The organism is Mordavella massiliensis, from assembly GCF_016901695.1.
Classification (GTDB): Bacteria; Bacillota; Clostridia; order Lachnospirales; family Lachnospiraceae; genus Claveliimonas; species Claveliimonas massiliensis_A.
This window is the reverse complement of record NZ_JACJKS010000002.1, coordinates 24,966-44,072: the sequence shown is the minus strand read 5'-3', so window position 1 is coordinate 44,072 and position 19,107 is coordinate 24,966. Positions and strand designations below refer to the sequence as shown.

Here is a 19,107-nt window from a genome sequence, read left to right as displayed (position 1 = left end):
CTCCCTATACGGAGGCGCACATCAGCTCGTGTATTCCTCCACGCCGAGAACCACATCGCTCCATCCCAGCTTTTTCAGATAGTCTTTTGCCGCGTCATTTAGCCGTATCATGCGTCTCAACCCCCTTTTTCTTCCGGATCTGTATCGCACCGTTCTTCTCCATATTCACAAAGATCATCAGCGCCATGGGGAACAGGATCAGGCCCGGCAGCCCTGCAAGGCTCACGCCTGTAAACAGCGCGATCAGGGTGAGCAGCGGGTGCAGACCGATCTGCTTTCCGACGATGCGCGGCTCCACAGAGTTCCGGATGACTGTGATCACGATGTAGAGGATCAGGATCCCCGCTGCCAGGGAGTAATTCCCCATGATCGCCAGCACGGCAGCCCACGGAAGGAGCACGCCTCCCGTTCCCAGCACGGGCAGGATGTCAAAGACTGCGATCGCTGCGGCAAAGCCCATGGGATACGGGATCCCGAGGAGCACAAAGCCAAGGGCTAGCTCGGCGAACGTCATCAGGAACAGCAGGGAATAGGACTTGATGTAGACCTTGATCATATTCAGTCCGTATTTCCGGATGTCCACACAGATCCGCCTGCCGGATTCCGGCAGGTAGCGCCACATGGTCTTCATGATCCGGTCATAGTCCGCACAGATGTAAAAGGATGTGACGATGGTGATCACCACCCGGATCAGCACGGACGGGATCCCTGCAATGTATTCGGATACAGCCCGCAAAAGGTTCACAGACAGGGTGGACACCATCTGTCCGATATTCTGTACGAACTCCTGCAGGCTCTGCTCGATCTGCGAAGAAACGAAGGGGTCCGCATTGGCAAGCTTGCCGCTGACCCAGTCCAGGATATCATTCAGAAGCGGCAGGATGTCCGTCTGGTACATCCGCGGCAGTCCGATCACAAAATTCCGGATCACGGAAAACGCCTTGCCGCCCCCCATGAAGATCACGCCCGCAAAAAGCAGGTAAAAAAGGATCAGCAGTATCAGCGTGAAAGGCTTCCTCGGCAGACTGAACGCCCTGGCCAGCCCCCCTGCGGGACGCCGGATCACGAAAGCGATGATGAATGCCATGATAAACGGCATCAGCACCGGCAGCAGGTACTTCCCTGCAAGAAAAAGGATCACGACAAAAAAGCCGTAATATCCGATATTGATCAAAAATGCTCTTTTCTTTTCCATAACTCCTCCGCCGGGAAAGACGCGCTGCATCGCGCTCTGTCTTTCCCGCAGTCTTTATTGTAACATTGGTTTCCGCGCAAGGCAAGTGCTGACCCCCGCCGGAGAAGTATAAAAATCAGAGTTCATAGGAATAGATGGGAATATCGTTCAGCTTCCACTCGCCGTCCTCATTTATGTAGGAGACATACTCGTAGAGTGTCCAGTCTGACGTTTCCTGCCTGTTGGTCCAGAATGACTGATACGTCTTCTCGTACTGCATCTCCACATCCAGGCTGACCGTGTCTGTGTAGACGAGCCCGTCCTGCACAGTCACTTCGATATCTGAGATGGTATAGCTGACGATCTCGCCTTCTGCGAACACGTCGCACAGTTTTTCATAGGCATTCTCTGTGTAGTTGTCCGAGACTGCCTGGCTGCTGAACACGTCCTCCACCTCGCTGAAAGGCGCGCCGGCCGCGGCTTTGTCGAGGACTGTCTTCAGATCATCCGCATACTGCTGTGCCACTTCCTCCCTGGCCTCTTTTGACGGCACAAGGGTGACGCTTGTCGTGGATCCGCTCCCGGACATGACATTCAGAAGCTCCCTGTAGGGATCCATCCCCTCGGCTGTCACTTCCAGCTGGTAGGTTCCGGCGAACAGATAGGGAAATGTGATCGTCTGGCCATACTCGTCCTCTGTCACGTTCTCTTTAGCAGCTTCTTTGCCGTTCAGTGTCACCGTCGCTCCGGTGGGCGCGGTGATCACATAATTCTGGGCCAGGCTGTCTCCGGGAACCACCTTCCAGTCTGACCAGAACAGGAATTTATTTCCGTCCTTTACAAGCTGGATCTGGTCATAACTTTTATCCGTGCTTCCGGGCAGCAGGTACTCTACCGTGTATGTGCGCATATCGCCCTCCTGCTGCATCATCTGCTCTGTGATCCCGGCGGCATGGTAGTCTGTCTTCTCCGTCTGCAGCGCGTGGGCGTCTGCGTAGGTCTGATCCGTGAGCATCGCATCATCCGGGAAGGAGCAGTAGGACGCCGCCTCGCCCCATTCGCAGTCCATCACAGCCTCCCAGTAGCGAAGCGCCACCTTCTCCGGCGAGAACTTCGCGTTCAGGGCAAACACAAGGCCCGCCAGAAGCGCTGCCCCTGCCAGTGCCTCTATGAGCAGGGCCGTGGCCTGTCTGGAGAGCGGCTTTTTCTGCCGTACATACGATCCCTCCGCCGGGGCGCCCTGCATCAGTGGTTCCCCTGCCGGGGCTCCCTGCGCCGCCGGTTCCCCGGCCGGAATGTCCCCGGCAGAGGTTTCTTCCGCCTGCATCTGGTCCGGCTCTGTCTCCGGCTCTGTCCCCTGCTCTGTCTCCGGGCCGTCCGTCTTTACATCCACATCTTCTCTGTACTCTGCAAGGGGCGTACCGCACTCACCGCAGAACAGGTCGTCATCATTTACTTTTGATCCGCAATTCGGGCAAAACATAACTCCACCTCCCTAAGACCAGCCGTTGGCATCCGCGTACGCCTGCAGCGCATCCACGTTCTCCTGCTCCACAGCGGAGAACATCGCATTCACCTTGTCCATATCCGACTCTTTTTCTGTATTTTTGTACCAGTCAAACTGGTTGTAGTAATCGCTGTACTCCGGATCCGTAAATTCGTACCCGTGGCGGGCATAAATCTCATTGATGGCCAGACGGGTCGTCTCACTGTCCGTGAGCGTCTCTTTCATCTGCGCCTCTGTGATCTTCTGCGTATCGCTGTCCGGGAAGATCATCCCGTCGCTGTCCGCGCCTGTCTGGGAAGCCGCCTCGTCCCCCTGCGCCTTATCTGCCGTCACGCTCCCGCCGCTGTAGCTGATCGTGGCATCCGATACATACTCGATGCCGTACTCCTCCATGCCGTAACTGTCCGCATTGGCCTGGAAATCCGGATCCAGATCCGGGCTGACTGACTTTGCGGATGTCTGCGGCATCAGAAGCACAAGAAGAAGCGCTGCAAAGATCAGGACATCCACAACTCCGGCAAGGATGAGCGCTGTCTTTTTGTTCCCGTTTTTGCTCTTTTCTTTCTCCATCGTATCTTCCTCCCTCTACATCAGCGAACCAAACGAACTCATCAGGCTTCCGGTCAGCACCGAAAGCACACTCTGGCCGAGCGCGTAGAAGATCAGATACATCACGACCGTCACGATCGCCTTGACAAGGAAAAAGGCATACACCCTCCTGTCCTCATCCCCGGGTACGACCGCGCGGAAAGCGCCATACTCCACATACGGCAGGATCACGCCGCCGATCAGCACAACGAACACCATCCCTTTGGGGAATATGAGCGCCAGGATCCCGGCTGCCGCCGCGATGATCCCGTCATACAGCGCGCGGCTTCCCACCACGGAAAACATGGCGTTTATATCGGTGCTCCCGCCGAACATGCCCGCAAAGGACTTCAGAAGGAATGCCTCCAGCACATCCATTGCCAGCGTGAGGAGCAGCGCCAGAAGGATCAGTTTGAAATAGGGCATCTCGATCAGCCCGCCCATGGCGTCGGACAGCCTGGCAGCTGCCACAAGAACGATGATCAGGACCACCAGCGCCTTGAGTCCCATGAACTCCAGACCGACAAGCGGCGAATGCTCCGACGCGATCTTACGCGTCTCCGTGACCGGGCGCTTCAGGACCGGCACGATCCGGAGGAACATGTTCTGGGCCCCCGCCACAGCCTGCGCACCCATCTGCTTCATCTGCTCCGTATCGATCTGCACCTTCGCTGCCTGCTGTCCCTGGTACTGATACTGGTACTGCGGCTGCGCCTGTGCCGTGTTCTGCGCCTGGCCCGCACCCTGCGCCTGGCCCTGGCAGTTGCACACTTCCCCTTCCTCAAGTCTTCTTCCACATTTTGTACAGAATTTTGCCATCTTTACCCCTCCTTTAGTTTCAGGACTATACTGCCTTACCAATACTATAACAGAAAAAGGGGCTGTTTTCAGCCCCTTTTTTATTCTGTGATCTCTTAGAATTTTCCAGCTTTCTTTGCCTCCTCGATGGAAACGGCAACAGCAACTGTCATGCCGACCATCGGGTTGTTTCCTGCGCCGATCAGGCCCATCATCTCTACATGAGCCGGCACGGAGGAGGATCCTGCAAACTGTGCGTCAGAATGCATGCGTCCCATGGTGTCTGTCATGCCGTAGGAAGCCGGTCCTGCAGCCATGTTGTCCGGGTGAAGCGTACGTCCCGTACCGCCGCCGGATGCCACGGAGAAGTACTTCTTCCCTGCCTCTACGCACTCCTTCTTGTATGTGCCTGCAACCGGGTGCTGGAAGCGGGTCGGGTTCGTGGAGTTACCTGTGATGGACACATCCACGCCCTCTTTCCACATGATGGCAACGCCCTCGCGCACATCGTTGGCGCCGTAGCAGTTTACCTTGGAGCGCAGTCCGTCAGAGTAAGCGATCCTCTGCACTTCCTTCAGCTCGCCTGTGAAGTAGTCGTACTCTGTCTGCACGTATGTGAATCCGTTGATCCTGGAGATGATCTTGGCAGCGTCTTTTCCAAGTCCGTTCAGGATGACACGGAGAGGTTTCTTGCGGACTTTGTTCGCCTTCTCAGCGATACCGATGGCGCCCTCTGCCGCTGCGAAGGACTCGTGTCCGGCCAGGAAGCAGAAGCAGTCTGTCGTCTCCTCCAGGAGCATCTTGCCAAGGTTGCCGTGTCCGAGGCCTACCTTTCTCTGGTCTGCGACGGATCCCGGAATACAGAAAGCCTGCAGGCCCTCGCCGATAGCGGCCGCTGCGTCGGCAGCTGTCTCGCATCCCTTCTTGATGGCGATGGCTGCGCCTGTGATGTAGGCCCAGCATGCGTTCTCAAAGCAGATCGGCTGGATGCCCTTGATCTGGTTGTACACGTCCAGTCCGGCGTCCTTTGTGATCTTCTCCGCCTCTTCCAGGGAAGCGATGCCGTAGCTGTTTAACACTTCATTGATTTTATCAATTCTTCTTTCATATGATTCAAATAAAGCCATTTATGTATCCTCCTGAATTATTACCTTATTCTCTCTGATAACCTGCGGTTTACTCCTTGCGGGGATCAATGATCTTGGCAGCGTCAGCCACACGGCCGTACTGTCCTTTCGCCTTCTCCCACGCGTCGTTCGGTGTGTCGCCGTTTTTGATGAAGTCTGTCATCTTTCCAAGGTTTACGAACTGGTATCCGATGATCTCATCCTTGTCATCCAGCGCGATACCTGTCACATAACCCTCGGCCATCTCAAGGTAACGGGGGCCTTTGGCTAATGTACCATACATGGTGCCGACCTGGGAACGGAGTCCTTTTCCGAGGTCTTCCAGTCCTGCTCCGACAGCAAGTCCGTCCTCAGAGAACGCGCTCTGTGTTCTTCCGTAGACGATCTGGAGGAACAGCTCTCTCATGGCTGTGTTGATGGCGTCACAGACAAGGTCTGTGTTCAGGGCCTCAAGGATCGTCTTGCCGGGAAGGATCTCGGAAGCCATGGCTGCAGAGTGGGTCATGCCGGAACATCCGAGCGTCTCAACGAGCGCTTCCTGGATCACACCGTCCTTGACGTTCAGCGTCAGCTTGCAGGCGCCCTGCTGCGGTGCGCACCAGCCTACGCCGTGTGTGAATCCGGAGATGTCCTTGATCTCTTTTGCCTGTACCCATTTCGCCTCCTCCGGGATCGGAGCCGGTCCGTGATTTGCACCCTGAGCTACCGGACACATCATTTCTACTTCATGTGAATAAATCATTTTAAAACTCCTTTCGATATACGCGCACGCCCTTGGCTGCATGCGTGGCTTTTTTTGCAGGGGTCGTTATATATTTAACCCATACCTGAAAATATTTTCGCACAATTTTTGACATTCGTCAATTGGCTTTCGCCAATTTTACGGATGTTTTAACAGTCCGTCCCCTAGCGCCCGAGGGCGGACCAGAACGTACTGTCCGTGGAGAAGGAACCCGTCTCGTCATAGTCAAAGGGCGCTGTCACCCAGGCGTATCCCCGGTTGTCCGGGCTGTCAGCCGGATACCGGAAGGAGAGGCCGATCTCCACTCCGTCCGCATCTGCAAAGAACTGCGCGTCGTAGACGCCGTCCTTTGTATCCCCGCCGAGCACAGCCTTCATATCCTCCTCGCCAAGCTCCGCGAGAAGGGCGCTGTCCTCCGCCTCATCCCGCATCTCCTGCGCCCAGAGGCTGATGAACGCATCGTCCAGGGAGGCGATATCCTTCACCTGATAGACGGTGCCGTCCTCCAGGTTGACGTTGCAGCACCTGAGTGACGTATAGACATCTCCGGCGCTCCCCTCATAGCTGTAATCCTGGAACACCACGCTTAAGAGGGAGGGGCTCTGGTACGTCACTTTGTACTCCACAAAGCTGGCCAGCACCGGGTTCTCCTCCCCGAGCACCTTCTCCTTCATCTCGTCGGAGGGCTCCAGATAGAGCTTGTCCACTGTGGCGAGGGCGCAGTCCTGGAGCGCCGTGTTCACTTTCTCCTGCACCTTTTCATCGAGGCCCTCCACCTGCGGGTAGTACACTTCAAACTGGATCGCCGCGCTCGTGGTGTTCTCGGCTGTATACGTGTAATCGCTCTCCGTGACCTGGTAGCCGCAGTCCGGATCCACATGCGCGTCGATGGCGTCTATGCCGCTCTCCTGGCTGTCCGTTAAGCCGTCCTCCCCGGGATCCGTGTCCCCGTAGAAATCATCGTAATACTCATCATACCAGTCCCAGGCGGAAGGACCGTCCTCCCCCGGCACAGAGAAGGAGCCGGAACCGCTGCCGTTCTCGGCTGCGTACTTCGTCTCCCGCATGAGGGCGGCGGAGGCCACAATGAGAAGGGCAATGCAGGCCGCGCCAATCCCGGCTGCAAGGAAGAGTCCCTTCTTCTTTCTCCGGGCCGGGGCGGCGCTCACCCACATCCCCATGGGCGTGTAGCGCATGCCGCCGCTGCTCTGCTCGGGAGCCGCGTCATACATCCCCATATGCCGGAATGCGTTCACAGCGCCCGGGGCCGCGTTCACTGTCACCTGCTGCACCCGGAACACCTGGCCGGCAAACCCGCACATCTCTGTAAAAAGCGCTTTTCCGATGCCCTGGTGCTGGTACTGTCTTCTCACAAAGAGGAGGGCGATATGCCCTGTGGGAAGAACGGCGCCCGCGCCGCGCAGCTCCATCCCCTCGTAAGCGCCGAACATGGCAAGCCCCTCTGTCTGTATCTTCTGTTCTATACTGGGATACCGGATAAAATCCTGGAACGAGGCCACGCCCTGGGGCGTGTAAAAAGGCGCCACATCCTGGGCGAACACTTCCCACACAAGATGCAGGGCATCCAGTATCTCCTGTCTGTCAAGCCTGCGGATGATCATAGGCTTTTCCTCCTTCTACTGTTTATCTCCGGCGCGGAGCAGTTCCTCCCGCAGGAGGGTCAGGGCCCGCACGACCGCGTAATCCCTGTTCTTGCTGCGGTTGCCTGTAAAGCGGAACTCCTCCACGCGCATCTTTCCATTGACGCAGCAGCCGATGTACACAAGCCCCACCGGCTTCTCCTTTGTCCCCCCGTCCGGCCCTGCGATGCCTGTCACGGCGAGGGCCGCGTCCGCGCCCGCCTGTCTGGCTGCGCCTGCCGCCATCTGCTCTGCGGTCTCAGGGCTCACCGCCCCCACGGTGCGCAGCGTCTCGTGGCTGACGCCGAGAAGCTTCTCCTTCGCCTCGTTGGCATAGGTGATGTAGCCTTCCCGGTACACGGCGGATGCGCCGGGCACGTTCATGATCCGGCCGGCCAGCAGGCCGCCTGTGCAGGACTCAGCCGTGGTCACGGTCATGTGCCTCTCTTTCAGGAGCCCCACCACCGCCTCCTCCAGGGTCACGTCCTCTTCCATCGTGTAGATATAGTCGCCGAAGCGGTCCTTCAGTTCGTCCAGCATAGGCTGCATGAGCCGCTGCGCCGTCTCCTCATCCGCCGCCTTGGCCGTCACACGGAAGTGCACCTCGCCCGTCTTTGCGTAGGGAGCAAGGGTCGGGTTCGTCTGGGCGTCCATCAGATCCGCCACCATGGTCTCCGCCTGGCTCTCCCCGATGGTGCAGACTTTCACCATCCGGGAGTAGATCCCCTCCGGCTGCAGCCGGTTCAGGTAGGGCGCGATATCCCGCTCAAACATGGGCTTTATCTCATTGGGCGGCCCCGGCAGGAGGATCGCCGTCTTCCTGCTCTCCCGGTCCTCCAGGATGATGCCCGGGGCCGTGCCGTTGTGGTTGTCCACCACGATGGCCCCCTCCGGCACCAGGGCCTGCTTCCAGTTGTTGGCCGTGATCTGCGCGCCCTGGGCCCGCCTCCTGTCAAAGTAGGCCTGGATCCTCTCCCTGGAGCGTGCATCCTCGCGAAGCTGCCGGCCGAACACCTTCGCCGTCACTTCCTTTGTGAGGTCGTCTTTCGTGGGGCCCAGCCCGCCGCTTAAGATCACGATGTCAGACCTGGAAAGGGCAAGGCGTATGGCGTCCTCCAGCCTCTCCTCGTTGTCCCCCACCGCGCTCTGGTGGTAGCAGGACAGTCCGAGAAGCGCGATCTTCTCAGCCAGGTAAGCGGCATTTGTATTCACGATATTCCCGAGAAGGATCTCCGTGCCGACGGAAATCAGCTCCACTGTCATCCTACATTCCTCCCTTTGTCAGCACCTGCACATTCTTGGCGATATAATCGATCAGCGACACAACAGTGAGGATCAGGGAGATCCAGATGAGCGCTGTGCCGATCGTGTCAAACACGCCGCCCAGATCCGCGATCAGCACGATCACCATGAGCATCTGGGACACCGTCTTGAATTTCCCCCAGTAGCTGGCAGCGATGACGATGCCGCTGTCCGCGGCCACAAGGCGGAAACCGCTGATGATGAACTCCCTGGCGATGATGACGATGACCACCCAGGCCGGAAGTTTGCCAAGCGGGATGAGGCAGATCATGGCGGAGCAGACAAGCAGCTTGTCCGCCAGCGGATCCATAAATTTCCCAAAGTTTGTCACCAGGTTCCTGGCCCTGGCGATCTTGCCGTCCAGCATGTCCGTCAGGCTGGCAAGGCAGAACAGGATGAGGGCGATCCATTTGCCCGCCTCACCCGCAAAGTCCGTGAGCATGAAGAACACGAAAAACGGCACCATGATCACGCGAAGTACAGTCAGTTTGTTTGGCAGATTCATCTTATATCAACTCTCCTATCAAATCGTATTCTGCTGCCCCGGTGACCCGCACACGCGCAAAGTCGCCGGACATCAGTTCCTCGTCCGTATTGACGAATATAAGGCCGTCCACATTCGGGGCGTCCCGGTAGGTCCTTCCCACGTAGGCGTTCTCGTCCGCCACTTTTCCCTCGATCATGACGAGCACTTCCCGGCCCACCATGTCCTCAGCCTGATCGAAGGCGATCTCCTGCTGGAGTTCCATCAACTGCGCCTGCCGGTCCTCCTTTACTTCCTCGGGGATCTGGTCCGGCATCCCGGCGGCCGGCGTATCCTCCTCCGGGGAGTAGGTAAAGACGCCCAGCCGGTCGAACTCCATCTGGTCCACAAAATCAAGGAGCTCCTCATGCTGCTCCTTCGTCTCCCCCGGGAATCCGGTGATCAGTGTCGTGCGGATACAGATATCCGGGATCTCGCTCCGGAGCCTTCCGATGATCTCCTCCAACTGCTCCCGGGACGTGCGCCGCCCCATCCGCTTCAGGATCTCCGTACAGCCGTGCTGGATGGGAAGATCCACGTAATGGCAGATCTTCGGCTCCTCCTTCATGACCTGGATGAGCCCGTCGTAGATCTCCTCCGGATAGCAGTAGAGGAGGCGGATCCAGCGCAGTCCGTCGATCCGGCACAGCTTTTTCAGGAGCAGGTGGAGGGATTTCTCTCCGTACAGGTCCACGCCGTAGACCGTCGTCTCCTGGGCTACCAGGATCAGCTCCTTCACGCCGTCCGCCGCCAGATCCTGCGCCTCCTGCACAAGCCGCTCCATGGGGACGCTGCGGTAATCGCCGCGGATCTTCGGGATGATGCAGTAGGTGCAGTGCTTGTCGCATCCCTCCGCGATCTTCAGGTAGGCAAAATGGCCGCCTGTCGTGACGATCCTCTTTGTCTCCGGGAGCGGCAGGGCATCCAGATCCGCCAGGTGTACGCCGCCCTTCCCATCCAGCGCCGCCTCGATGGCCTCCACGATCCTGTCGTAGGAGGAAGTGCCGAGCACCTCGTCCACCTCCGGGATCTCCCGGAGGATCTCCTCCTGGTACCTCTGGGCCAGGCAGCCGGTGACGATCAGCGCCTTCAGGGGGCCCCTCTCCTTGTACTGCGCCATCTCCAGGATGGTGCCGATGCTCTCCTCCTTGGCGTCGTGGATGAAGCAGCATGTGTTGATGACAATGACATCCGCCTGCGTCTCGTCGTCTGTCATCTGCCAGCCCCTGTCCCTGATAAGGCCCAGCATCACCTCGGAGTCCACCAGGTTCTTGTCGCACCCGAGGGATATGAAAAGTATCTTCATTCTCTGTTCTCCTTCCAGTCAGAAAGGCAGATACCTTATAAAAGCATCTGCCTTCGTTTCCGCCAGTTATTTATCTGCGTCCTCCGCAATGATCTTGAGCTGTCCGTTGTTCAGCTCGTCGATCGCGATGGAGAGAGGTTTCTCGCCGTCCTTTGTCTTCACAAGGGGCACGTCTCCGTCGATCAGTTGTCTGGCCCGCTTCGCGGTCGCCATCACGATGGAATAGCGGCTGTTGACAACCTTTGTCTCGCCCTCCTCCACGTCTTTGTTCACTACTTTCATCAGATCCGTATAAGATGGATGCAGCATGTTCTCATTCTCCTTTCAAATCCGCGCTGTTCAGCTCTTCTCTCATATGTTCGATAAACCCACGGCTGCGGGCGCTCTTCTCATGCTCCGCCAGGATCGTTCCGTGCACTCTGTCCACGCACTCCTCCAGGTCGTCGTTCACAATGATGTAATCATAGGACTCCATTACGAGCGCTTCCCTCGCCGCCGTGCGCATCCTCTCTTCGATGACGTCGGCTCCTTCCGTCCCTCTGCCTCTCAGCCTGCGCCTGAGCTCAGACGCGCTCGGCGGGGCGATAAAAAGGAGCGGTGTGTCCGGGAACTTCTCCTTCACCTTCAGGGCGCCCTGCACCTCGATCTCGAGGATCACATCCCTGCCGAGGGAGAGCTGCTCCTGCACGTATGCCTTCGGCGTGCCGTAGTAATTATTCACGTACATAGCATACTCTATCAGTTCATCTTTCGCAATCATTTTTTCAAATTCTTCCCGTGTTTTGAAAAAATATTCCCTGCCGTTCTCCTCGCCATCCCGCGGCTTTCTCGTGGTCGCCGAGATAGAGAGGGCGTAATTGTCATATTTTTCAAGGAGGCGCTTCAGGACCGTCCCCTTCCCTGCCCCTGAGAAACCCGATATAACGGTAAGTATTCCCTGCTGACTGCTCATGCCTGTTTTCCTGTCCTTTCTGTTACTCTATGTTCTGGATCTGCTCGCGCACTTTCTCGATCTCCGTCTTCAGGTCAATGCCCCGGTTGGAGACCTCCAGGTCGTTTGCCTTGGAGAGGATGGTGTTGGCCTCCCGGTTCATCTCCTGGGCGATGAAGTCCAGCTTCCTTCCGATGCCCGCCTCGTCCGAGAGGAGCACCTCCTTCATGTGGCCGATATGGCTCTTCAGGCGGACCACTTCCTCATCTGTGCAGATCTTGTCCGCGAAGACAACCACCTCCGCGGCGATCCGGCTGTCATCGATCTGCGCGTCCTGAAGGAGCTCCTTCACCTTCTCCTCCAGCTTCTGCCGGTACTCGGCAATGATCCGGGGCGCGCGCTCCTCTATGTAGGATACAAGCTGCGCCATGCCGTCCAGCTTGTCGATGATGTCCCGTCTTAAGTTCTCCCCCTCCAGGGTGCGTGTCTCCACGAACTGTGTGAGGGCGCCCTCCATCGCTTTCTTCAGCCCGTTCCAGATCTCCTCCTCGTCGATCGCCTGCTCCTCCATGGTGAGGACTTCCGGATATCTGGACAGAGTGGAGACGCGGATGTCGTTCTCCAGCCCGAACTGCTCTTCCATCTGTCTGAGCCGCTCCATGTACTCCCCAGCCAGCGCCGCGTTGTACTTGAGCACCGCCTGTCCCTCCGACAGATCTTCATAGCTGATAAATATATCCACCTTGCCCCTGGAGACATACTGCTTCAGCAGTCCCCGGATGGACGTCTCAAAAAAATTGAGCTTCTTCGGCATGCGGATGTTCACATCCAGATAGCGGTGGTTCACGCCCTTCATCTCCACCGTGAATTTCCGCTCCCCGTCCGCGAGTTCGCATCTTCCAAAGCCCGTCATGCTCTTGATCATGTCTGACAACCTCTTTTTCGAATTTTGATACTGACTTATTATAATTCATTTCCCTTCCACCGTCAACTTTGCAAAGTATTCTTTCTATGATACAATAGGGCCCAGAGCACGAAGAAAGGACTGTATATTATGGCTTTTGACGGAATCACTGTAGCGGCCCTCGCAAGGGAGCTCACAGAGGAATTAAAGGACGGCAGGATCAGCAAGATCGCACAGCCGGAGGCGGACGAACTTCTCCTGACTGTAAAGACGCCGGCCGGGCAGAGGCGGCTTGTCATCTCAGCCAGCGCCTCCCTCCCCCTTCTCTATCTGACGGAAGAGAACAAACCCAGCCCCATGCAGGCGCCCGGTTTCTGCATGCTGCTGCGCAAGCACATCGGGAGCGGCCGGATCGCCCGCATCACCCAGCCGAAGCTGGAGCGCATCATCCGCTTTGACATCGAGCACCTGGACGAGATGGGCGACCTGTGCCGGAAGACGCTTGTGGTGGAGCTCATGGGCAAGCACAGCAACATCATCTTCTGCGATGACAGTGGCCGGATCATCGACAGCATCAAGCATATTTCCGCCCAGACAAGCTCCGTGCGGGAGGTGCTTCCCGGGCGGGACTATTTTATCCCGGACACCATGCACAAACTGGATCCCCTGCACGTGACCCGGGAGGAGTTTATCAGCGCAGTGCGCCAGCGGGGCGGCCCCCTCTCCAAGGCGGTCTACACCGGCTTCACCGGCATCAGTCCCGTGGCGGCCGAGGAGATCTGCTATCTGGCGGGCCTTGAGTCCCGCATGACGGCGGGGGACCTGTCAGACGATATGCTGACCCACCTGTACCGGCAGTTCAGCTACTACCTGGAGCCTGTCTGCGTGGGCTGCTTCTCCCCCGCCATCTACTATGAAGGGGAAAAGCCCCGGGAGTTTTCCGCCCTGCCCCTGAGCCACTTTTCCAACTGCACAAGGAAAGAGTTTTCCTCCATCTCCCAGGTGATCCGCACCTACTACTCCTCCCGGGAGGCGCTGACCCGCATCCGGCAGAAGTCCGCAGACCTGCGGCATGTCGTCCAGACCGCCCTGGAGCGGAACCGGAAAAAGTACGACCTCCAGGCCCGGCAGCTTAAAGATACGGAAGGGCGCGACAAGTACAAGGTGTACGGGGAGCTCATCCACACATACGGGTACGGTCTGGAGCCCGGCGCAAAGCAGCTCACAGCCCTCAACTACTACACGGGCGGGGAGGTGACGATCCCCCTGGACGAGCACATGACGCCGGCCGAGAACGCCCAGCGCTATTTTGCAAAGTACAACAAGCAGAAGCGGACCTTCGAGGCCCTGAGCGAACTCATCTGCGAGACGCGGGACGACATCGCCTACCTGGAGTCCATCAGCAATGCGCTGGATATCGCGCAGGGCGAGGACGACCTGCTGGAGATCAAGGAGGAGCTGACCCAGGCCGGCTACATCCGCCGCAGGAACACAAAGCAGAAGGTGCGCATCACAAGCCGCCCCTTCCACTACATCTCCAGCGACGGCTACCACATGTACGTGGGCAAAAACAACCTGCAGAACGAGGAGCTCACGTTCCGCTTCGCTTCCGGGAACGACTGGTGGTTCCACGCAAAGAAGGTGCCCGGCTCCCATGTCATCGTGAAATCCGGCGGGGACGAACTGCCGGACACCACCTTTGAAGAGGCCGGCCGGCTGGCCGCCTACTACTCCAGGAGCAGGGGGAACGACAAGGTGGAAGTGGATTATATAGAAAAGAAGCATGTAAAAAAGCCGAGCGGCGGCAGGCCCGGCTTTGTCATCTATCACACCAATTACTCCCTTGTCATCGTTCCGGATATCAGCGGGATCAGGGAGGTAAAATAAAAGAGGGGTCCGTCCCCTCTTTTTTTATTCCATCCCAAGCAGGTAGTCGATAAACTGCTGGGCCGTCCGCCCGGACATGCCGCCGTGGCTCAGCTCCCAGCGATTTGCCTCCAGAAGGAGCCTCTCCTCGTCCATCTCTATGCCGTTTCTCTTTGCAAGCTGCCGGACGATCTCCTGGAACTCCTTCTTGGCCGGCTTCCCGAAGTAGATCGTCACGCCGAAGCGGGCCACCAGGGAGAGTTTTTCCTGCACCGTGTCGTTGGTGTGCAGCTCCTCGTCCCTCTCCTCTTTGTCCCGGAAGCTCTCCCGGATGAGATGGCGCCGGTTGGAGGTGGCGTAGATGAGCACATTGTCCGGCTTGCGCTCCAGTCCGCCCTCGATCACTGCCTTCAGGTACTTGTACTCGATCTCGAACTCCTCAAAGGAGAGATCGTCCATGTAGATGATGAACTTGTAGTTCCGGTTCTTGATCTGCCCGATCACGTCGTTGAGATCCTGGAACTGATGCTTGTACACTTCGATCATCCGAAGGCCCTGGTCATAGTACCGGTTGAGGATGGCCTTGATGGAGGAGGATTTCCCGGTCCCCGCATCGCCGAAGAGCAGGCAGTTGTTGGCCCTGCGCCCCTTCACAAACGCCTCCGTGTTGTCGATGAGTTTCTTTTTCGCGCTCTCATATCCCACCAGTTCATCCAGCTGCACGTGCGCGATCTTCGTGATGGGCTCGATGCGGACGCCCGCCTCGTCGTGGGCGATGCGGAAGGCCTTGTGAAGGCCGAATTTCCCTACGCCGAACTCCTTGTAGAACTGGGTCACCGTCTTTTTAAACGCCTCCCCGTCCTCCGTGGCTGCCAGCGCCTTCGCAAGCGCGCAGATCCGGTCCCGGATGCGGCGGTTGAACACGCACCCGTGGGTGCCGGATCCGGTATAGTCAAGGATCATGGAGACGCAGTCCACGCCGAGCGTTCTCTCCATATCTGTAAAATCATAGTCAAACAGTTCCTTGAATATCTCAAAGTCGTGGAGGGCGATGCGGTTGATCCCGCCTTCGATCTCGCCGATGATCTCGCAGGACGTGCTGTAGGCATTCTCGTTTTCCGCCAGCAGGAAGGTCAGGTAGTCGTGCCAGAGATTTCCCTCGAACCCGTGGTCCACGCACAGCTCCAGGATCCCGTTGACGCAGTCGAACAGAAGGCTTTTCATGTCCTGTGCATTGTAGTAGTCGCTGTTGTAGTTTTCCATCAGGAATGTCATATCCTGCAGGATCTGCTCTTCATCCATATGTTTGTAGATGATCAGTTCATGTATACGCATCTGTCATTCCTCCTGTCAGTAGTTCCCGAGGATCTTGAGGCTCTTTGACTCCTCCCTGAGACCCCGGATGGCGTTCTTAACCGCGCCCTCGCCCATGTTGCCCTCAAAGTCGACGAAGAACCTGTACTCCCACGTCCTCCCCTCCACGGGGCGGGACTCGATCTTCGTCATGTTCAGGTTGTTGTATGTAAAATGCGCCAGCAGATGGTACAAAGATCCGCTGGAGTGATCCACCTCAAAGCAGATGCTGATCTTCTTTGCGTCCCGCAGGAAGATCTTCTGGTTCGTCACAATGATGAACCGGGTGGAATTGTTGTCGTTGTAGTTGATCTTGCGGTCCAGCACTTTCAGTCCGTAGATGGCAGCCGCGTGCTCGCTGCAGATGGCCGCCTGGGTGATGTCCCCGTCCTCCAGCACCTTCTTGGCCGCCACTGCCGTGTTGGTCACACTGATCCGCTGCCAGCCAGGCTGGTCATCCAGGTATTTCGCGCTCTGCATCAGCGCCTGGGGATGGGAGTAGACGGTCCGGATCGTCTCCAGCGAGGAACCCTCCACGCCGGCAAGGGCATGGTCGATGGGCAGGATGATCTCGCCCACGATGTAGTTTTCAAATTCCACCAGCAGGTCGTAGACCTCGCTCACCACGCCGGCCGATGAATTCTCAATAGGAAGGACGGCGAAGTCCGCCGAGCCCTCCTCGATGGCCTCCATGGCGTCCCGGAATGTCCGCACGTGGAAACTGTTTACATCTTTCCCGAAATACGCGTGCATGGCCGCCTGGGAATAGGCCCCGTCCGTTCCCTGAAACACGATCCGGGAATGCTCGTAGTCAAGCCTGTCCACGCCGATGAACGGCAGGCGTCCCAGGGCGCCTCTCTTTGTCAGCATCTGGTACTGCATCTTCCTGCTCTGCGACATGAGCTGCTCAAAGAGCTCCGTCAGCCCCAGCTTCAGGAAGGCGTCATCCACATTCCTTGTCACCCGCGCGAGCTGATCCTTCTCCCGCTTTTTGTCAAACACTTTTCTTCCGGCTTCAATCTTCACATCGCCGATCTTCTCGCAGATCCCGACCCGCTTCTTATATAGTTCGGCGATCTGGTCGTCTATCCCGGCCAGATCCTCCCGCAGTCTCTCTAATTCTTCCATTTAGCTCTTTCTCCTTTTTGCACATATCAAAAGGTATTATAATACATCTCCCCTTCAAAATCCACGGCAGACATTGAAAAAGAAGGATATTTATTATATGATGTACATAGCGCCGGAATGCACCGATCTTTGAAACGCTTCCGGCAGGATGCATCATTTACGCTGTTATGGAGGTTTTTATGAGACATTTAATGAGTCCACTTGATTTTTCCGTGGAAGAGCTGGACAAGCTCCTTGACCTGGCGTCAGACATCGAGGCGAACCCGAAGAAGTACGCCCACGCCTGCGACGGGAAGAAGCTGGCCACCCTCTTCTATGAGCCCAGCACCCGGACGCGCCTCAGCCACGAGGCAGCCATGCTGAACCTCGGGGGCAGCATCATGGGCTTCTCTTCCGCAGAATCCAGTTCCGCGGCAAAAGGGGAGAGCGTATCAGATACGATCCGCACCATCTCCTGCTACGCGGACATCTGCGCCATGCGCCATCCAAAGGAAGGCGCCCCCATGGTGGCCTGCCAGCACTCTTCCATCCCGGTCATCAACGCCGGCGACGGGGGACACCAGCACCCGACCCAGACCCTGACAGATCTGATGACGATCCGCTCACTGAAAGGGCATCTGGGCAACATGACCATCGGCCTGTGCGGCGATCTGAAGTTCGGGCGCACGGTCCACTCCCTCATCAATGCGCTCGTCCGCTATCCGGGCATGAAGTTCGTGCTCATCTCCCCGGAGGAGCTGCGGCTTCCCGGCTACATCCGGCATGATGTCCTGGAGAAGAACCACGTGCCCTACGAGGAAGTGGTGCGGCTGGAGGATGCGCTTCCGGATCTGGACCTCCTCTACATGACACGGGTACAGAAGGAGCGTTTCTTCAATGAGGAAGACTATGTGCGGATGAAGGATTTCTATATCCTGGATGCAAAGAAGATGAAGCTGGCCAAGGATGACATGTATGTGCTCCATCCCCTGCCGCGCGTCAACGAGATCTCCACGGAGGTGGACGACGACCCGCGGGCAGCTTACTTTAAACAGATGCAGTACGGCGTCTATGTACGCATGGCGCTCATTTTGACACTGCTTGAGATCGAAGTATAGGAGGGGAAGGACATGGTTGAAAACAGACTGAACGTCGGGCGCATCGCCGAGGGCTTTGTGCTGGATCACATCCAGGCCGGCCGCAGCATGGATATCTACAAATATCTTCACCTGGATCAGCTTGACTGCTGCGTAGCCATCATCAAAAATGCAAGAAGCAACAAGATGGGGAAGAAGGATATCATGAAGATCGAGTGCCCCATCGATTTCATCGATCTCGACATCCTCGGCTTTATCGATCACAACATCACCATCAATATCATCAAGGATGAGGAGATCATCGAGAAAAAGACGCTCCATCTTCCCAGGAAGATCAGGAACGTCATCAAATGCAAGAATCCCCGGTGCATCACCTCCGTCGAACAGGAGCTGGACCACGTGTTCGTGCTCACCGACCCGGAGAACGAGGTGTACCGCTGCATGTACTGCGAGGAGAAGTACGAGAGAAGGCCAAGATAGGAGGCCTTCAGACAAAAGAGGGACAGACGCGGCAAAAGCTGCTTCTGTCCCCTTTTTATTTCCTGCCCCTGAAATGCTCCATCATCACAGGAAAGTACTCCCTGCTGTACTCTCCCAGCGAATCGCTCCCTTTTCCGAGACACCATTCCGTCACGAGCGCCCTCTCGCACATGGAGTAATACTTTACAACCGCGCGGATCGGCACATCTGCGCGGATCTCCCCCCGCTTCTGCCCTTCCTCCACGATCCCGGACAGCAGCTTGTAGTACTTGCGGTTCTCGTTGAGAAGCCGGCTCGCACCCTGCGCTGCCAGCTGGGTGGAGTAGAGGGAGGCCAAAAGTTCCATGCTGACATTCTTCTCCATCATGTCGTGCATTTCCCGGTTCAGGTAAAGAAGCTTCTCAAAACAGTCCGTGCCGGGGTCCAGTTTCTTCTCCAGCTCCCCGTAGTAGTCGTCCAGCATATCCGCCAAAGTATTCAAAAGCTCGTCTTTAGCGCTGAAGTAGTAGTAAAAGGATCCCTTGGACGTGCCGGACTTTTCTATGATATCATCCACCGTCGTCCCTGCAAATCCCTTGTCCCGGAACAGTTCCCAGGCAGCTGCGATGATCCTGCTCTTCACGCTTCTCTTTTCCTCTGTCTTCTCCATAGTCCCGTCCCTT

The 19,107-nt window shown here is 57.2% G+C and carries 19 protein-coding genes; 3 read left to right on the top strand and 16 right to left on the bottom strand.

The window, feature by feature from the left end; all coding sequences use genetic code 11:
• Positions 1-94: 94 nt before the first annotated feature.
• From ytvI to H6A20_RS01490, 13 genes are all read right to left on the bottom strand, one after another.
• A complete protein-coding gene (gene ytvI / locus H6A20_RS01550) occupies positions 95-1,195 on the bottom strand; it encodes a sporulation integral membrane protein YtvI (RefSeq protein WP_204905407.1) in 1,101 nt (366 codons plus the stop codon).
• A 115-nt stretch (positions 1,196-1,310) separates the two neighbouring features.
• Positions 1,311-2,657, bottom strand: a complete 1,347-nt coding sequence (locus H6A20_RS01545; RefSeq protein WP_204905406.1) for a zinc-ribbon domain-containing protein — start codon at positions 2,655-2,657, stop codon at positions 1,311-1,313.
• Between the two features lie 12 nt (positions 2,658-2,669).
• Complete coding sequence (locus H6A20_RS01540; protein ID WP_204905405.1) at positions 2,670-3,251, bottom strand: YARHG domain-containing protein; 582 nt, start codon at positions 3,249-3,251, stop codon at positions 2,670-2,672.
• Between the two features lie 15 nt (positions 3,252-3,266).
• Positions 3,267-4,088 carry a hypothetical protein gene (locus H6A20_RS01535; protein WP_204905404.1) on the bottom strand — a complete coding sequence of 274 codons (822 nt, stop codon included), beginning with the start codon at positions 4,086-4,088 and terminating at the stop codon, positions 3,267-3,269.
• A gap of 95 nt (positions 4,089-4,183) precedes the next feature.
• On the bottom strand, positions 4,184-5,194 hold the full coding sequence (locus H6A20_RS01530; protein ID WP_033125473.1) for a GGGtGRT protein: 1,011 nt from the start codon (positions 5,192-5,194) through the stop codon (positions 4,184-4,186).
• 49 nt (positions 5,195-5,243) lie between these two features.
• A complete protein-coding gene (locus tag H6A20_RS01525; protein ID WP_204905403.1) occupies positions 5,244-5,936 on the bottom strand; it encodes an iron-sulfur cluster assembly scaffold protein in 693 nt (230 codons plus the stop codon).
• Between the two features lie 164 nt (positions 5,937-6,100).
• Positions 6,101-7,558 carry a GNAT family N-acetyltransferase gene (locus H6A20_RS01520; protein ID WP_204905402.1) on the bottom strand — a complete coding sequence of 486 codons (1,458 nt, stop codon included), beginning with the start codon at positions 7,556-7,558 and terminating at the stop codon, positions 6,101-6,103.
• A gap of 15 nt (positions 7,559-7,573) precedes the next feature.
• Positions 7,574-8,839: a competence/damage-inducible protein A gene (locus tag H6A20_RS01515; protein ID WP_204905401.1), complete on the bottom strand. Its 1,266-nt coding sequence runs from the start codon at positions 8,837-8,839 to the stop codon at positions 7,574-7,576.
• A gap of 1 nt (position 8,840) precedes the next feature.
• Entirely contained in the window at positions 8,841-9,383 is a 543-nt protein-coding gene (pgsA, locus tag H6A20_RS01510; RefSeq protein WP_204905400.1) for a CDP-diacylglycerol--glycerol-3-phosphate 3-phosphatidyltransferase, read from the bottom strand.
• 1 nt (position 9,384) lies between these two features.
• On the bottom strand, positions 9,385-10,707 hold the full coding sequence (gene rimO, locus H6A20_RS01505; RefSeq protein ID WP_204905399.1) for a 30S ribosomal protein S12 methylthiotransferase RimO: 1,323 nt from the start codon (positions 10,705-10,707) through the stop codon (positions 9,385-9,387).
• 66 nt (positions 10,708-10,773) lie between these two features.
• The gene (rpoZ, locus tag H6A20_RS01500; RefSeq protein ID WP_204905398.1) at positions 10,774-11,016 is read right to left on the bottom strand and encodes a DNA-directed RNA polymerase subunit omega; all 243 of its coding nucleotides are present in this window, start codon (positions 11,014-11,016) and stop codon (positions 10,774-10,776) included.
• A 4-nt stretch (positions 11,017-11,020) separates the two neighbouring features.
• On the bottom strand, positions 11,021-11,659 hold the full coding sequence (gmk, locus tag H6A20_RS01495; protein ID WP_204905397.1) for a guanylate kinase: 639 nt from the start codon (positions 11,657-11,659) through the stop codon (positions 11,021-11,023).
• Between the two features lie 22 nt (positions 11,660-11,681).
• Complete coding sequence (locus tag H6A20_RS01490; protein WP_204905396.1) at positions 11,682-12,563, bottom strand: YicC/YloC family endoribonuclease; 882 nt, start codon at positions 12,561-12,563, stop codon at positions 11,682-11,684.
• Positions 12,564-12,692: 129 nt separating this feature from the next.
• Here H6A20_RS01490 and H6A20_RS01485 point away from each other — a divergent pair, with 129 nt between their 5' ends.
• A complete protein-coding gene (locus H6A20_RS01485) occupies positions 12,693-14,429 on the top strand; it encodes an Rqc2 family fibronectin-binding protein (protein WP_204905395.1) in 1,737 nt (578 codons plus the stop codon).
• Between the two features lie 24 nt (positions 14,430-14,453).
• Here the strand turns inward: H6A20_RS01485 and H6A20_RS01480 are convergent, their stop codons facing one another.
• Together H6A20_RS01480 and pheA are read right to left on the bottom strand one after the other, a co-directional pair.
• A complete protein-coding gene (locus H6A20_RS01480; RefSeq protein ID WP_204905394.1) occupies positions 14,454-15,743 on the bottom strand; it encodes an ATP-binding protein in 1,290 nt (429 codons plus the stop codon).
• Positions 15,744-15,758: 15 nt separating this feature from the next.
• Positions 15,759-16,889: a prephenate dehydratase gene (pheA, locus tag H6A20_RS01475; RefSeq protein WP_204905393.1), complete on the bottom strand. Its 1,131-nt coding sequence runs from the start codon at positions 16,887-16,889 to the stop codon at positions 15,759-15,761.
• Between the two features lie 179 nt (positions 16,890-17,068).
• Here pheA and pyrB point away from each other — a divergent pair, with 179 nt between their 5' ends.
• Together pyrB and H6A20_RS01465 are read left to right on the top strand one after the other, a co-directional pair.
• Positions 17,069-17,986: an aspartate carbamoyltransferase gene (gene pyrB / locus H6A20_RS01470; RefSeq protein ID WP_204905392.1), complete on the top strand. Its 918-nt coding sequence runs from the start codon at positions 17,069-17,071 to the stop codon at positions 17,984-17,986.
• Between the two features lie 12 nt (positions 17,987-17,998).
• The gene (locus H6A20_RS01465) at positions 17,999-18,445 is read left to right on the top strand and encodes an aspartate carbamoyltransferase regulatory subunit (RefSeq protein ID WP_204905391.1); all 447 of its coding nucleotides are present in this window, start codon (positions 17,999-18,001) and stop codon (positions 18,443-18,445) included.
• A 55-nt stretch (positions 18,446-18,500) separates the two neighbouring features.
• Here the strand turns inward: H6A20_RS01465 and H6A20_RS01460 are convergent, their stop codons facing one another.
• Positions 18,501-19,094, bottom strand: a complete 594-nt coding sequence (locus H6A20_RS01460; RefSeq protein ID WP_204905390.1) for a TetR/AcrR family transcriptional regulator — start codon at positions 19,092-19,094, stop codon at positions 18,501-18,503.
• Between the last annotated feature and the right edge of the window lie 13 nt (positions 19,095-19,107).